The organism is Leptothrix mechoopdaensis (SeqCode) (assembly GCF_053893855.1).
Window position 1 is genome coordinate 4,987,794 of sequence record NZ_CM132699.1, and the last position, 15,035, is coordinate 5,002,828.

At 67.2% G+C, this 15,035-nt stretch carries 13 protein-coding genes; 7 read left to right on the forward strand and 6 right to left on the reverse strand.

The genetic code is table 11. From position 1 onward, the window contains the following. Positions 1-7: 7 nt before the first annotated feature. Complete coding sequence (locus ACWA7K_RS21865; RefSeq protein ID WP_456164286.1) at positions 8-1,129, reverse strand: MraY family glycosyltransferase; 1,122 nt, start codon at positions 1,127-1,129, stop codon at positions 8-10. Between the two features lie 246 nt (positions 1,130-1,375). Between ACWA7K_RS21865 and rfbB the strand changes: the two genes are divergently transcribed. Genes rfbB through gmd form a run of 7 tightly spaced genes read left to right on the forward strand, consistent with a single transcriptional unit; the run spans position 1,376 to position 8,471 of the window. Continuing rightward, on the forward strand, positions 1,376-2,443 hold the full coding sequence (gene rfbB / locus ACWA7K_RS21870) for a dTDP-glucose 4,6-dehydratase (RefSeq protein ID WP_456164288.1): 1,068 nt from the start codon (positions 1,376-1,378) through the stop codon (positions 2,441-2,443). 15 nt (positions 2,444-2,458) lie between these two features. Beyond that, positions 2,459-3,364 (forward strand): dTDP-4-dehydrorhamnose reductase, encoded by a 906-nt coding sequence (gene rfbD, locus ACWA7K_RS21875; RefSeq protein WP_456168909.1) that lies wholly within the window; start codon positions 2,459-2,461, stop codon positions 3,362-3,364. Between the two features lie 44 nt (positions 3,365-3,408). Beyond that, entirely contained in the window at positions 3,409-4,296 is an 888-nt protein-coding gene (gene rfbA / locus ACWA7K_RS21880) for a glucose-1-phosphate thymidylyltransferase RfbA (protein WP_456164290.1), read from the forward strand. A 29-nt stretch (positions 4,297-4,325) separates the two neighbouring features. After that, complete coding sequence (gene rfbC / locus ACWA7K_RS21885) at positions 4,326-4,877, forward strand: dTDP-4-dehydrorhamnose 3,5-epimerase (protein ID WP_456164292.1); 552 nt, start codon at positions 4,326-4,328, stop codon at positions 4,875-4,877. Positions 4,878-4,924: 47 nt separating this feature from the next. Next, positions 4,925-6,367 carry a mannose-1-phosphate guanylyltransferase/mannose-6-phosphate isomerase gene (locus tag ACWA7K_RS21890; protein ID WP_456164294.1) on the forward strand — a complete coding sequence of 481 codons (1,443 nt, stop codon included), beginning with the start codon at positions 4,925-4,927 and terminating at the stop codon, positions 6,365-6,367. A 17-nt stretch (positions 6,368-6,384) separates the two neighbouring features. Further along, positions 6,385-7,326 (forward strand): GDP-L-fucose synthase, encoded by a 942-nt coding sequence (gene fcl, locus ACWA7K_RS21895; RefSeq protein ID WP_456164296.1) that lies wholly within the window; start codon positions 6,385-6,387, stop codon positions 7,324-7,326. A 23-nt stretch (positions 7,327-7,349) separates the two neighbouring features. Next, a complete protein-coding gene (gene gmd / locus ACWA7K_RS21900) occupies positions 7,350-8,471 on the forward strand; it encodes a GDP-mannose 4,6-dehydratase (RefSeq protein ID WP_456164298.1) in 1,122 nt (373 codons plus the stop codon). Between the two features lie 24 nt (positions 8,472-8,495). On the opposite strand, the gene ACWA7K_RS21905 is transcribed toward gmd, so the two are convergent. The 5 genes from ACWA7K_RS21905 to ACWA7K_RS21925 all read right to left on the reverse strand — a co-directional run bounded on the left by ACWA7K_RS21905 (position 8,496) and on the right by ACWA7K_RS21925 (position 15,031). Beyond that, positions 8,496-9,461: a carboxypeptidase-like regulatory domain-containing protein gene (locus tag ACWA7K_RS21905; RefSeq protein WP_456164300.1), complete on the reverse strand. Its 966-nt coding sequence runs from the start codon at positions 9,459-9,461 to the stop codon at positions 8,496-8,498. Between the two features lie 190 nt (positions 9,462-9,651). Beyond that, positions 9,652-10,773, reverse strand: a complete 1,122-nt coding sequence (locus ACWA7K_RS21910; protein WP_456164302.1) for a glycosyltransferase family 4 protein — start codon at positions 10,771-10,773, stop codon at positions 9,652-9,654. A gap of 3 nt (positions 10,774-10,776) precedes the next feature. Continuing rightward, entirely contained in the window at positions 10,777-12,753 is a 1,977-nt protein-coding gene (gene asnB, locus ACWA7K_RS21915; RefSeq protein ID WP_456164304.1) for an asparagine synthase (glutamine-hydrolyzing), read from the reverse strand. 19 nt (positions 12,754-12,772) lie between these two features. Next, positions 12,773-13,924, reverse strand: coding sequence for a glycosyltransferase family 4 protein (locus tag ACWA7K_RS21920; protein WP_456164306.1), 1,152 nt, complete (start codon positions 13,922-13,924; stop codon positions 12,773-12,775). A gap of 84 nt (positions 13,925-14,008) precedes the next feature. Next, positions 14,009-15,031 (reverse strand): glycosyltransferase family 4 protein, encoded by a 1,023-nt coding sequence (locus ACWA7K_RS21925; protein ID WP_456164308.1) that lies wholly within the window; start codon positions 15,029-15,031, stop codon positions 14,009-14,011. Positions 15,032-15,035 lie beyond the last annotated feature (4 nt).

Consider the following 15,035-nt stretch of genomic DNA (forward strand, 5'->3'; position numbering starts at 1 on the left):
GCCTGGATTATCGTGCGGACTCGGCCAGATCGGCCGGCGCACGCTGCTGCACCAGCAGCCTGGGGGTCCGGAAGTGGACGATCGCCCGGTACAGCGCGATGTAGGTGCCGCAGAACGCCAGCAGGCTCAGTTGCAGCAGGTCCGAGTCGTCCCACCACAGGACGGCCGGCACGGCGGCCAGCGAACACAGGCCCCAGAGATAGGGCGACGTCATCGAGTTGCGGCGCAGCATCGTCGCCGCGTCGCGCCGGCCGACGGCCCAGCGCAGCAGGCGGCGGTAGATCAGGCTGTGCAGGTGCCCGGCATCGGGCTGGCCGACCGGGCGACCGCGCACCACCTTGCGGCGGTACATCGTGAAGACGGTCTCGAAGACCGGGTAGATGCACAGCAGCAGCGGGAACATCGGCGAGACGTCCGGGTTGCGCTTGACCAGCAGGATGCCGATCTCGGCCACCCAGAAGCCCATGAAGTACGCGCCGCCGTCGCCGAGGAAGATCAGGCCGAAGGGGTAGTTCAGGACGAAGAAGCCGAGCACCGCACCCAGCCCGATCAGCGCGAGCCGGAAGATCATCTGGTCGCCGACCTGCCAGGCCACGTAGGCCATGGCCGCCAGCATGATGGCCATGCACATCGAGGCCAGGCCATTGAAGCCGTCGATGATGTTGATCGAGTTGGACACGCCGGCGACCGCGAACAGCGTGAGCAGCATCGACACGCCGGCGATCTCGAGCAGCGGGTCGATCCCGTAGACATCCGTGCGGACGATCTCGGCGCCGGCCAGCCACTGCGCCACCGCCGCAGCCAGGATCACCGCCAGCAGGCGCTGGCGTGGCGTCACCTTCTTGGTGAAGTCCTCGATCAGCCCGGCGCCGAAGGCGATCACCCCGGCGGCGATCAGCGCGAGCTTGGTCTCGGTCTCGCTGCCGGGCATGAACAGGCTGTAGACCATGCCGACCAGCATGCCGAACATGATCCCGACCCCGCCGATGCGCGGCACCGACCGGGCATGGAATTTCTGCGGACCGCTGTGGTCGTGATCGCCCGTGAATCGGTCGTGCAACTGTGCCGATCCCACGATCAGGAGCGTGCCGAACAGGGCGGCAGCGAAAGACAGGAGGAAGAGGCGCATGGCGGGATGGGGGTTGAGTCCCGATCGGGAGCCCGGATGATTCAGGGGGCGGTTCCGGTCGGAAAGGAACAAGTTCACGACGCTGCACCGGCCTCCGCATTTTCTGGTTTCGGCACCCATCTGGGGCCGAAACCGCGCGGGTTTACGATAGCCGGCTGGAAATTGTTGGCGTTTGATGCCGGATCCAAACGCTTCAACAGGCCGACTTCCTGTCACCATTTCTCCCTTTTCCTCGTCTGGATACCCATGATCCTTGTCACTGGCGGCGCGGGCTTCATCGGAAGCAACTTCGTGCTCGACTGGCTTGAGCAGACACAAGAGCCGGTCCTCAACCTCGACGCGCTGACCTACGCCGGCAACCTCGAGAACCTGGCGTCGCTGCAGGGCGATGCGCGCCACGTGTTCGTGCAGGGCGACATCTGTGACCGGGCGCTGGTCGACCGCCTGCTGGCCGAGCATCGGCCGCGTGCCATCGTGCATTTCGCGGCCGAAAGCCACGTCGACCGCAGCATCCACGGCCCCGGCGCGTTCATGCGTACCAACATCGAGGGCACCTACACGCTGCTGGAAGCCGCCCGCGCGCACTGGTCGACGCTGGACGAGGCCGGTCGCACCGCCTTCCGCTTCCACCATGTCTCGACCGACGAGGTCTACGGCTCGCTCGGTGCGGCCGATCCGGCCTTCACCGAGTCGCATCCCTACGAGCCCAACAGCCCGTACTCGGCCAGCAAGGCCGCCAGCGACCACCTGGTGCGGGCCTGGCACCACACCTACGGCCTGCCGGTCGTGACGACCAACTGCAGCAACAACTACGGGCCCTATCACTTCCCCGAGAAGCTGATCCCGCTGATGATCGTCAACGCCCTGGCCGGCAAGCCGCTGCCGATCTACGGTGACGGCCAGAACGTGCGCGACTGGCTCTACGTGCGCGACCACGCCAGCGCGATCCGCGCCGTGCTGGCCGGCGGTCGGCTTGGCGAGACCTACAACATCGGCGGCTGGAACGAGAAGACCAATCTCGAGATCGTGCACACGCTCTGCGACCTGCTCGACGAGCTGCGCCCCGACCCGGCCGGCAGCTACCGGCGCCTGATCACCTACGTCAAGGACCGCCCCGGCCATGACCGCCGCTACGCGATCGATGCCCGCAAGGTCGAACGCGAGCTCGGCTGGCGCCCGGCCGAGACCTTCGAGACCGGCGTGCGCAAGACCGTCCAGTGGTACCTCGACCACGCCGACTGGGTGGCGCACGTGCAGAGCGGCAGCTACCGCGACTGGGTCGAGCAGAACTACGCCGCCCGTTCGGCCGGCTGAGCGGTGATGTCGAACCTGAAGATCCTGCTGCTGGGCAAGAACGGCCAGCTGGGCTGGGAACTGCAGCGCGCGCTGGCCCCGCTGGGCACGCTGGTGGCGCTGGACCGGCATTCGACCGACGGTTGCGGTGACCTATCCGACCTGGCCGGCCTGGCCGCGACGGTGCGGGCGCTGCGGCCCGACGCGATCGTCAATGCGGCGGCCTACACCGCCGTCGACAAGGCCGAGTCCGACACCGAGCTGGCCCGGCGCGTCAACGCCGAGGCCCCCGCCGTGCTGGCCGAGGCGGCGCGCGAGTCCGGCGCCTGGCTGGTCCACTACAGCACCGACTACGTCTTCGACGGCGCCGGCACGCATTTCCGCGACGAGGACGAGCCGACCGGCCCGCTCAACGTCTACGGCCAGACCAAGCTCGACGGCGAACAGGCGATCCGCGCCAGCGGCTGCCGCCACCTGACGCTGCGCACCAGCTGGGTCCATGCCGCGCGTGGCGGCAACTTCGCCCGCACGATGCTGCGGCTGGCCGGCGAGCGCGAGCGCCTGACCGTCGTCGACGACCAGTTCGGCGCGCCCACCGGTGCCGACCTGCTGGCCGACCTGAGCGCCCACATGCTGCGCGAGGCCCTGCGGCGCCCGGCCGATGCGGCCGCGCTGGCCGGCACCTACCACGCGGTTGCCGCCGGCGAGACCAGCTGGCACGCCTACGCCAGCCACGTCATCGACTGGGCCCGCCGCCAGGGCCAGACGCTGGCCGTGCGCGAGATCGCGCCGGTGCCCGCCAGCACCTTCCCGACACCGGCACGCCGGCCGCACAACTCGCGCCTGTCGACCGCGCGCCTGCAGCAGGTCTTCGGCCTGGTGCCGCCGCGCTGGCAGGACGGCGTCGAGCGCATGCTCGCCGAGGTGCTCGCGCCGCGCTGAACCCCACCGACCCGCCTGCCCACGATCCACCCCAGGGACACGACATGAACAAGAACCGCAAGGGCATCATCCTCGCCGGGGGCTCCGGCACCCGCCTGCACCCGGCCACGCTGGCCGTCAGCAAGCAGCTGCTGCCGGTCTACGACAAGCCGATGGTCTATTACCCGCTGTCGACGCTGATGCTGGCGGGCATGCGCGACGTGCTGGTCATCTCCACGCCGCAGGACACGCCGCGCTTCCAGCACCTGCTGGGCGATGGCAGCCAGTGGGGCATGAACCTGCAGTACTGCGTCCAGCCCAGCCCGGACGGCCTGGCGCAGGCCTTCATCCTCGGCCGCGAGTTCGTCGGCAACGACCCGAGCGCGCTGATCCTGGGCGACAACATCTACTACGGCCACGACCTCGTCCGCCTGCTCGACAACGCCAGCGCCCGCAGCACCGGCGCGTCGGTGTTCGCCTACCACGTCACCGATCCCGAGCGTTACGGCGTGGTCGCCTTCGACGAGCACAAGCGCGCCCTCAGCATCGAGGAGAAGCCGCGCCAGCCCAAGAGCAGCTACGCCGTCACCGGCCTGTACTTCTACGACGAGCAGGTCTGCGACATCGCCGCCAGCATCGCCCCCAGCCCGCGCGGCGAGCTGGAGATCACCGACGTCAACGCGACCTACCTGCGCCAGGGCCAGCTCGACGTCGAGATCATGGGCCGCGGCTATGCGTGGCTCGACACCGGCACGCACGACAGCCTGCTGGAGGCCGGCCAGTTCATCGCCACGCTCGAGAAGCGCCAGGGCCTGAAGGTCGCCTGCCTGGAGGAGATCGCCTACCGCCAGGGCTGGATCGACGCCGCCCAGCTCGAACGCCTCGCCCAGCCGCTGCTGAAGAACGGCTATGGCCAGTACCTGCTGAAGGTGCTGCGCGAGCAGACGTTCTGACCCCTTCCTCCGACCCGATCCCCGACCCGATGAACATCCTCCGCACCGAACTCGACGGCCCGCTGATCCTCGAACCGAAGGTCTTCGGCGACGCCCGCGGCTTCTTCATGGAAAGCTGGAACCAGCGCAGCTTCGACGCCGCCGTCGGCCACCCCGTCGCCTTCGTGCAGGACAACCACAGCCGCTCGGCGCGTGGCGTGCTGCGCGGCCTGCACTACCAGCTGCCGCCGCATGCCCAGGGCAAGCTGGTGCGCTGCACGCAGGGCCGGGTCTTCGACGTGGCCGTCGACATGCGCGCCAGCAGCCCGACCTTCGGCCGCTGGGCCGGTGTCGAGCTGACGGGCGAGAACCACCGCCAGTTCTGGATCCCGCCGGGCTTCGCGCACGGCTTCCTGGTGCTCAGCGACAGCGCCGACTTCCTCTACAAGACCACCGCGTTCTACGACCAGCCGTCCGAGGCGGCGGTGCGCTGGGATGATCCGGCGCTGGCGATCGCCTGGCCGCTCGACGGCATCGAGCCGCTGCTGTCGGGCAAGGACCGCGATGCGCCGCTGCTGGCCGATGCCCGCCGCTTCGACTGATCTCCCGTTGACCTCCCGTGCCCCCGGGCCGTGACCGGAACCCCGCGATGACCTCTCCGACCCTCACCCTCCAGCCGGTCATCATGGCCGGTGGCAGCGGCACCCGCCTGTGGCCGCTGTCGCGCGCGGGCTTCCCCAAGCAGTTCCTCGTCCTGTCGGGCAACACCAGCCTGTTCCAGCAGGCCGTGGCGCGACTGCGCGGCCTCGCGGCGCCTGGCCAGCAGCTGCTGGCGCCGCTGGTGGTGGGCAACGAGGAACACCGCTTCCTGGTGCTCGACCAGCTGCGCGACATCGGCAGCGAGCCTGCGGCCGTCGTGCTGGAGCCGATGGGCCGCAACACCGCGCCCGCGATGATGCTGGCCGCGCTGCAGGCGGTCGAAGGCGGCGCCGATCCGATCCTCGTCGTCACCGCCGCCGACCAGACCATCGCCGACGACGCCGTCTTCACCGCCGCGATGCAGCGCGCGGTGCTGCAGGCGGCCGGCGGCGCGATCGTCATCCTGGGCATCACGCCCGACCGGCCCGAGACCGGCTACGGCTACATCCGCGCCGAAGGACTGGCGCCCGAGCAGGTCGTCGCCCGCTTCGTCGAGAAGCCCGACCTGGCCACCGCAGAGCGTTATCTGGCCGAAGGCGGCTACTACTGGAACGCCAGCATCTTCGTGCTGCGGGCGTCCGTCTGGATCGCCGCGCTCGAACGCTTCCGCCCGGACATCGCGACCGCCTGCCGCACCGCCTGGGCCGCCCGCCACGGCGACGGCAAGTTCGTGCGGCCCGGCAAGGCCGAGTTCGCCGCCGTGCCAGCCGAGTCGATCGACTACGCGGTGATGGAGAAATGCCCCGGCGTGCTCGACATCCGCATGCAGGAACTCGACGCCGGCTGGAACGACCTCGGCGCCTGGGAAGCCGTCTGGCAGGTCGCCGACAAGGACGCCGCCGGCAACGCCAGCGTCGGCGACGCGATGGTCAGCGACAGCCGCAACACGCTGGTCCACGCCACCAGCCGGCTGGTCAGCGTCGTCGGGCTGCAGGACGTGGTGGTCGTCGAGACGCCCGACGCCGTGCTGGTCGCCAGTCGCGAGAAGAGCCAGGACGTCAAGAACATCGTCAACCAGCTCGGCCGCGAACAGCGCGGCGAACAGGTGCTGCACCGCAAGGTCCACCGCCCCTGGGGCTGGTACGACAGCATCGACAACGGCCCTCGCCACCAGGTCAAGCGCATCATGGTCAAGCCCGGCGCCTCGCTGAGCCTGCAGATGCACCACCACCGCGCCGAACACTGGATCGTCGTCAGCGGCACCGCCGAGGTCACCAATGGCGACAAGGTGATGATCCTGGGCGAGAACCAGTCGACCTACATCCCGCTGGGCCAGACCCACCGGCTGGCCAACCCCGGCAAGGTGCCGCTCGAGATCATCGAGGTCCAGTCCGGCAGCTACCTCGGCGAGGACGACATCGTCCGCTTCGAGGACACCTACGGCCGTCAGTGAACCTGGACACGCACACGATGAACCCCGACGCCAAGATCTTCGTCACCGGCCACCGCGGCATGGTCGGCAGCGCCATCGTGCGCCGGCTTCAGGCGCTCGGCCACGCCAACATCCTGACCCGCACGCACGCTGAACTGGACCTGCTCGACCAGCGCGCGGTGCACGACTTCCTGGCCGCCGAGCGGCCGGACCATGTCGTCATCGCGGCGGCCAAGGTCGGCGGCATCCAGGCCAACAACCAGTACCGCGCCGACTTCATCTACCAGAACCTGCTGATCGAGGCCAACCTGATCCACGGCGCCCACCTGGCCGGCGTGCAGCGGCTGATGTTCCTGGGCAGCAGCTGCATCTACCCGCGCGACTGCCCGCAGCCGATCCGCGAGGACTACCTGCTGACCGGCCCGCTGGAGCCGACCAACGAGCCCTACGCGATCGCCAAGATCGCCGGCATCAAGCTGGCCGAGAGCTACAACCGCCAGCACGGTCGCCAGTACGTGTCGGTCATGCCGACCAACCTCTACGGGCCGAACGACAACTACGACCTCGCCAACAGCCACGTCCTGCCGGCGCTGCTGCGCAAGGCGCACGAGGCGAAGCTGCGCGGCGATGCCGAATACGTCGTCTGGGGCACCGGCACGCCGATGCGCGAGTTCCTCTACGTCGACGACCTGGCCGACGCCTGCGTCCACCTGATGCGCACGGGCTACGACGGCCCGCTGGTCAACATCGGCACCGGCACCGACGTGACGATCCGCGAGCTGGCCGAGACCGTCATGGAGATCGTCGGCTTCCAGGGCCGCATCGTCTTCGACACCAGCAAGCCCGACGGCACCCCGCGCAAGCTGCTCGACGTCAGCCGCCTGGCCAGCCTGGGCTGGCGCGCGAAGACATCGCTGCGCGACGGCATCCGGCTGGCCTATGAGGCGGCGCCGTTCCACCCGGGCCAGGCCGCCCGCTGAAACCTCACGAACCGATCCCCACCATGACCCAACCCAAAGTTGCCCTCATCACCGGCGTCACCGGCCAGGACGGCGCCTATCTGGCCGAGTTCCTGCTGAAGAAGGGCTATGTGGTGCACGGCATCAAGCGCCGTTCGAGCCTGTTCAACACCGATCGCATCGACCATCTCTACCAGGACCCGCACGTCGAGCACCGCAACTTCGTGCTGCACTACGGTGACCTGACCGACTCGACCAGCCTCGTGCGCATCGTCCAGAAAGTCCAGCCCGACGAGATCTACAACCTGGCCGCGCAGAGCCACGTCGCCGTCTCGTTCGAGGAGCCCGAGTACACCGCCAACGCCGACGGCCTGGGCGCCCTGCGGCTGCTGGAGGCGATCCGCATCCTCGGGCTCGAGGCGAAGACCCGCTTCTACCAGGCCAGCACCAGCGAGCTGTACGGGCTGGTCCAGGAGACGCCGCAGAAGGAGACCACGCCCTTCTACCCGCGCAGCCCCTACGCGGTCGCCAAGCTGTACGCCTACTGGATCACGGTGAACTACCGCGAGGCCTACGGCATGTACGCCTGCAACGGCATCCTCTTCAACCACGAGAGCCCCGTGCGCGGCGAGACCTTCGTGACGCGCAAGATCACCCGCGCCGTCGCCCGCATCGCGCTGGGCCTGCAGGACTGCCTCTACCTCGGCAACATGAGCGCCCTGCGCGACTGGGGCCACGCGCGCGACTACGTCGAGATGCAGTGGCTGATGCTGCAGCAGCAGCAGGCCGAGGACTTCGTCATCGCCACCGGCGTGCAGTACAGCGTGCGCCAGTTCGTCGAACGCGCCGCCGCCGAACTCGGCATCGAGGTCGCGTTCGAGGGCGAGGGCGAGGCCGAATACGGCGTCGTCAAGGCCGTCACCGGCTCACGCGCCAAGGTCAAGGTCGGCGACGTGATCGTCCGCGTCGACCCGCGCTACTACCGCCCCACCGAGGTCGAGACCCTGCTGGGCGACCCGTCCAAGGCCAAGGCCAAGCTCGGCTGGACCCCGCAGACCTCGTTCGAGCAGCTGGTCAAGGAAATGATCGAGAGCGACTACACGGCGGCCCGCAAGGACACGCTGGTCAAGCTGGCGGGCTTCCAGGCGTTTGATCACCACGAGTGATGCGGCCCGGCTGCGCTGCCGGCCTCAGGTCGGTGGCACCGGCTCGTTGAACGTCACCGTCAGGTCCAGGAACTCGAAGTCGTCATAGTCGGTCGCCGCGCTCGCGTCGCAGTCGCCGGCCCGCAGCTGGACCCACAGGTTGCCGTTGGCCGTGTTCAGGGCGGTCGTCGGGATGCCGGCCATCGTCAGGGTCGAGATGGATCCGTCGAGCGCCGACGGCAACAGCGCCGGCGTCGACGTCAGGCCCAGCGTCGCGACCGTCGTGCGCACGCTGCCGTTGAGCTGGTAGATCTCGATCTGGCTCGGGCAGATGTCCGTCTGCAAGCCCCGGAAGCGGCCCGCCAGCGTCATCGTCGGATAGGCGCCGCTGACCGCGCCGGTGCCGGCATCGGCCAGGGCCGTGAAGCCGCCCATGTCGATCGTGTAGGTGATCTGCCCGGGCACCACCGTGCCCTGCAGATACTGGTTCGAGGCGCTGTGGCCCGACAGCACGCCATCACCCAGCCGCGTCAGCAGGGCGCCCGCCAGCGGCGCGAGCTTCGTGCGCGGCAGTGCCGTCAGCTGCAACGCGATCTGGTCCAGCGACAAGGTGCCGCCCCGGCGCAGCTGCGCGCTGCTGAGCGTGACGACCTGGGTCTGGTAGCCGTCCTTGTTGACGACCACCACCACGTCCGTGTTCGTGCCGGCCGGCGGCAGCGCGGACAGGCTCATCGTCAGCGAGAAGTCGCCCTGCGCATCGGTGCTGGCCGTCAGCGACGTCGACTGCGTCGCCACCGTGATCGTCGCGCCGTTCACCGGGCTGGCCGACGTGTCCTTCACCTTCGACTGCAGCGTGACCGACGTCGGCGTCACCACCACGGTCGTGTCACCGCTGGACACGCCGCCACAAGCACCCAGCAGTCCGCCCAGGGCCGTGGCGATCAGCAGCCGCGCCAGCCTCGTGCCGGCTCGGCTGTGCGAGGAAAAGCGATCCAGGTTCGTGCGGGTCATCGTGGCGTTCTCGGCTGGGGAGTCATGGACGTGTCACGACATCCTAGGAACGCCACCCGCGCGGCCCACCTCCCCGCCTGAGGGGGGCCCAGCACGGGGCGGGAAGTCCGTCACTGATGGACGGCTTCAGGGCACTTGAACGCGGGGGGAGGTGTGGTGCGGGGGCTGCAGCGCGGGCGCTGTCAGGCCGTCAGCGTGGACTTCCGGCGATGGCCGCCAGTGCCGCCCGATAACGCGTGATCACCACCTGCTCGTCAAACTCGCGTGCGATCCGTTCACGGCCACGCTGGCCCATCGCGATGCGTTCGCTGCGAGGCAGGGCCGTGAACTGCAGCATCGCGCGGGCGAGGTCGGCGGCATCCCGGACCTGGCACATCAGGCCGGTCTGACCCGGCACGACGGTGTCACGGCAGCCCGGCGCATCGGTCGTGATCACCGGACGTGCCATCGCGGCGGCCTCCAGCAGCGTGCGCGGGACACCTTCGCGATACGAGGGCAGCACGACGGCATCCGCATCGGCGATGTGCGGGCGAACATCGTCGGTCGCCCCGAGATAGTCGGCGATGCCCTCGGCCTGCCAGGCGTCCAGCGTCGCGCGCCCGATGGCCGACGGGTTGTCGGCGTCCGCGAAGCCCAGCAGCCGGAAGCGGGCACCAGGGTGCTGCTGGCGCACCAGGCGTGCCGCCTCGATGTACTCGCCGATGCCCTTGTCCCGCAGCATGCGGGCGACCAGCAGGAACACCGGCGCGTCGTCCGCCCGTTCCGGCCAGGGGGCTGCCTGGAAGCGGCCCAGGTCGACGCCCGAACCGGGCAGACGTTCGCAGCGATCGGGCTTCACGAGCCCCGCCTTCAGGAAGATCGCCTGGTCATCGAGGTTCTGGAAGAACACGTGCTGCGCGTGCCGGAACGTGAACCGGTAAAGCAGCCGCGCCACCCGCGTCACGAACGAGGTCTGGATGAAGGCCCGGCCCAGTCCCGAGACGTTGGGCACGAAGCGGATGCCCAGGCTCATGCAGGCCAGCGCCGAATAGAGGTTGCCCTTCGGTGTGTTGCTGAGGACGACCTCGGTGCCAGCCGCCCGAAACGCCCGACGCAGCGCCAGCACCGAACCCAGTTCCGTGAGCCAGCGCGTGCCCGAGCCCGAAATCGGCACCGGCACATGACGGATACCGGCCGCCGACAGCTGCGACGCATGCGCGTCCTCCGGCGACACCGCGATCACCTCGTGGCCATCGGCCATCAGGGCCTGCATGAGGTTGCGCCTGAAGTTGACGAGATACCAGGCGGTGTTCGAGACGACGGCGATGCGCATCGGTCAGTTCTTCTGTTCTGCCAGCCAGGCCTGGAACATCAGCACATCCCACAGATGCCCCGACCAGCTGCGCCGCCCCGACAGGTGTTCGAGCCAGCAGCGGCGCACCATGTCGACCTGGAAGTGGCCGCCTTCGCGCAGGCGCTGTTCGGACAGCAGGTTCTCGGCCCAGTCGCGCAAGGGGCCGCGCAGCCAGGCGGCGATCGGCACGGCGAAGCCGCGTTTCGGGCGTTCGATCAGCTCGCGCGGGACATGGCGGAACAGCACCTGGCGCAGCGGCCACTTCGTCGCGCCGTGGCGCAGCTTCATGTCCAGCGGCAGTCGCCACGCGAACTCGACCAGCTGGTGGTCCAGCATCGGCACGCGGGTTTCGAGCGACACGCCCATCGCGGCGCGGTCGACCTTGGTCAGCACGTCGCCCGGCAGGTAGGTCAGCAGGTCCAGCAGCATCATCCGTTCGACATCGCCCAGCGCCTGCAGCTCGGCCGGCATGTCGTTCAGCACGGTCGCCGGCTCGCGGGCCCCCAGCACCAGCTGTTCCGGATGCGCCCAGTGGCTCAACATGCCCCGGTACAGCGTCGCGTGGTCCGGGCTGGCCAGCAGGCTGGCGCCCTTGTGGATCTTGTCGCCCATGTTGTTGTGGCGGCCCGCAGCCTTGTAGAACCACAGCCACCGGAAGACCCGGTTCCACTGCTCGACGCTGAGCTGCCGCAACGTCTTCGCGAAGACGCGCCGGATCGGCGTCGGCACCGCCTGCAGCCAATGCCAGATCGATGACGTGATGCGGTAGCGCTCGTAGCCGCTGAACAGCTCGTCGCCACCGTCACCGGACAGCGCGACCGTCACGTGCTGCCGTGCCATCTGCGAGACCAGGAAGGTCGGGATCTGAGACGAGTCCGCGAAGGGCTCGCAGTACATCGACGGCAGCTTCGGGATCACGTCCAGCGCGTCCTGCGGCTGCACGTACAGCTCGGTGTGGTCCGTGCCCAGGTGCTGCGCGACGGCCTTGGCGAAGGTCGCCTCGTTGTAGCCGGGCTCGTGGAAGCCGATCGTGAAGGTCCGCACCGGCTGCGACGACTGCGCCTGCATCAGCGCGACGACCACCGACGAGTCGATCCCGCCGGACAGGAAGGCGCCCAGCGGTACGTCCGACATCATCTGACGCCCGACAGACGCCGCCAGCAGGCGCTCGACCTCGTCGACCGCCTCCGTCTCGCTGCCCTGGAACGGCTGGCGCTGGCCGGCCAGGCCGACGTCCAGCCCGGACCAGTAGCTGCGGATCACCGGCTGATCCGAGCCGGCCGACACCTCCAGCCACTTGCCCGGTTCCAGCTTCTGGATGCCCTGGAAGATCGAATGCGGCGCGCCGATGTAGTTGTGCCGCATCAGCAGCGCCAGCGCGCCCCGGTCGATCTCGGCCCGGAAGGCCGGGTGACGCTGCAGCGCCTTCAGTTCGGAGCCGAACAGGAACACGCGCGGCTGCCCGGCCGTGCCGCCTTGCCAGCCCCAGTACATCGGCTTCTCGCCCAGGCGGTCCCGCGCCAGCACCAGCCGTCGTTCCTGCCGATCCCACAGCGCGATCGCGAACATGCCGGTCGCACGCGTCAGACAGCCCTCGACCCCCCAGGCCTCGAAGGCCGCCAGCAGCGTCTCGGTATCCGAATGCCCACGCCAGGCCGGCGCCCGGCCCTGACGGGCCAGTTCTTCACGCAGCTCGGCGTGGTTGTAGATCTCGCCGTTGAAGGCGATCACGTGGCGGCCGGATGCCGAGAGCATGGGCTGATGGCCCGCCTCCGACAGGTCCACGATGGCCAGCCGCCGATGCCCCAGCGCGATGCCGGTCTCAGGGTCCAGCCATTGCCCCTCGCTGTCAGGCCCGCGCAGATACAGCGCGTCGTTCATGCGTCGCAGCCGGGCTTCCTGCTCATGCCTCGGCGGTCCGCTGGTTTCGGTGGTGAGCCACCCGGTCAATCCACACATCTCGTTCGCTCCCTCGATCTCACTGGTTTCCAGCGGATTGCCGGTGGTCTCGTGCCACTCGTTCCTGCAATTCGCCGAATCGCTGACAGGCCCGCGCCATGCTGAATTCGTCCACGATCCGCTGTCGTGCCCTGACGGCGCGGCCTTCGCGCTGTATCGGTGATTCGGTCGCCGCTTCGTCGAGCGCAGCAGCCAGCGCGCCCGAATCTTCCTTGGGGACGACCCATCCCGTATCCCCGACCAACATGGCTGCATCACCGACATCGGTCACCACGCAAGGCACGCCGGACGACATCGCCTCGCCCACGACGTTCGGAAAACCTTCGGTCCGGGAGGACAGGCAGAACAGGTCGAATGCCTGCAGCAAGTCATGGACGTCGTCTCGTTCACCCAGGAGCAGAAACCGGTCCTGGCACCCCGACGCAGAAATCGCCTGCTGCAGCACCGAGTTTTGCCCGTCGACGTTCCGACCGACCATGATGAATCTCAATGGGCTGGGCAGCGCGGGATCCCTGCCAGATTGCAGCGTCGCGGCTGCACGCACGAAATTCGGATGGTCCTTGGCGTCGTTCCACCGCCCGACATGGCCGATCAGGATCTCCGCATCGCCGATGCCAAGTCGCCCACGGACCTGGCGCCGCCGTTCCGGATCCGGCTTGAACCGTCCGACATCGAAGCCGTTCGGGATGACCACCATGCGCGACCCGTCATACCCGATCGCCTCATGCGAGCGGCGCGATGCTTCCGCCGCACACGCGATCGACGCGGGGATCACGCTGGAGAGGCGAGCGCATAGCCAGCGGATCAGGCGCGTCCCACGCGAAGAACCCTGGAAGTCCGTCGTTCGGATCCCCCAGATCACGGCCCTGATGCCGGCCAATCTGGCGGCGAGGCCGCCAATGAGGTCGGCATGAACCATCCAGGTCTGCACGACTTCGGGCCTTCTGACTCTCAACAGGCGAAACAGCGCCAAGAAAACCCGAGGCAGATCCCAGACGCCGCGATTGCCCAGGGCAATGACTTCGATCCCGGCAGACCTCAGCATTTCCCCAACCGGCCCGACTCGCGTCAGCGAGACGACGGTGGCTTGCTGCTGTGCCATCACCAAGCGCCTCAGCATCAATTCGGCGCCGCCGATGCCGAGGCCGATGATCACGTGCATGACTTTCATGGATTCATCTGTTCGACGGACTCTCTGATCGGTCCTTATTGTTTCACCCCGGAATAGATCTATATGTGCGTGTCTTGCCGCGCTCTAGCCTCTGCCAATACTCGAGAGAACGGAATCCCATTTCCTTGCAGCAACCTCAATGGAATAGTTGCGCCCGACTAGTTCACGTCCAATCGCCCCAAGTCTTATGCGTTCCTCGGGGTCGTATATCAGATCCTCGATTGATCTTGACCAATCTTTCGGTTTGATTGCGCCAAATCCAATTGATCCCTCGCGCAACAATTCCGCGTTCATGCCAATGTCGGACGCCACGACCGGGATGCCGCACGACATGTATAGCAGCATCTTGTAGCTACATTTTCCGCGGCTCCAATCATCATTAAATATTGGCATCAGTCCGATATCGAACTTCGATGTCAGTGTTGCCTCATTTTCTGGGGACCAAGGAATGTATTCCAGCTGATTTGAGGGTAGAGACGAAAAGGGTGGCGGACTGTTTGATATGACTTGAAGCTTCCATCCCGCGTTCCGCTTCAATACGTTCGCGATTTCGGCGAGCATCTCGTCTGAAAAAAACTTGTAACCACCCGAAGTGCCTGACCAGCCAATGATCCCAGTCGACGCTGTTCTTTCCGTGGGGATCGGATGAAAACGTTTGGTGTCAACTGCGGTGGGGATGATGGAGACTGTCTTGTTGAATCTTGAGAAGTACTCTGCAATGAATGAGTTGCCGGCAACGATATGGTTTGCGCGCATCCCGGCATTGTTTGCAGCAATTCCCTTTCGATGCAGCCATATTGCATCATCCACATCCAAGATGAGCGGAGACTTAATTGCGAACTCGAATGAGGGAATCGTTGAAATTAACTCTCGTTGAAGAATGGACGCATCAAATTGATGTGTCTTTAGAGTTCGAAAAAATGAATCAATGACTGTTTTGTAGGCCCAAATGATTCGTGGGGATCTTCCGGGGGGCGGGTATGCGCCTGGCGTGCACGTGAGTTCGGTGATTTTCTTGTTGGCATATCCCAGGGGTTCAATTAATTGCCTTATTCTGAATCTTGCCGATGGAGTGTTTTCTCCTTGGGTCAGTGCTGAGATATGCATGCTC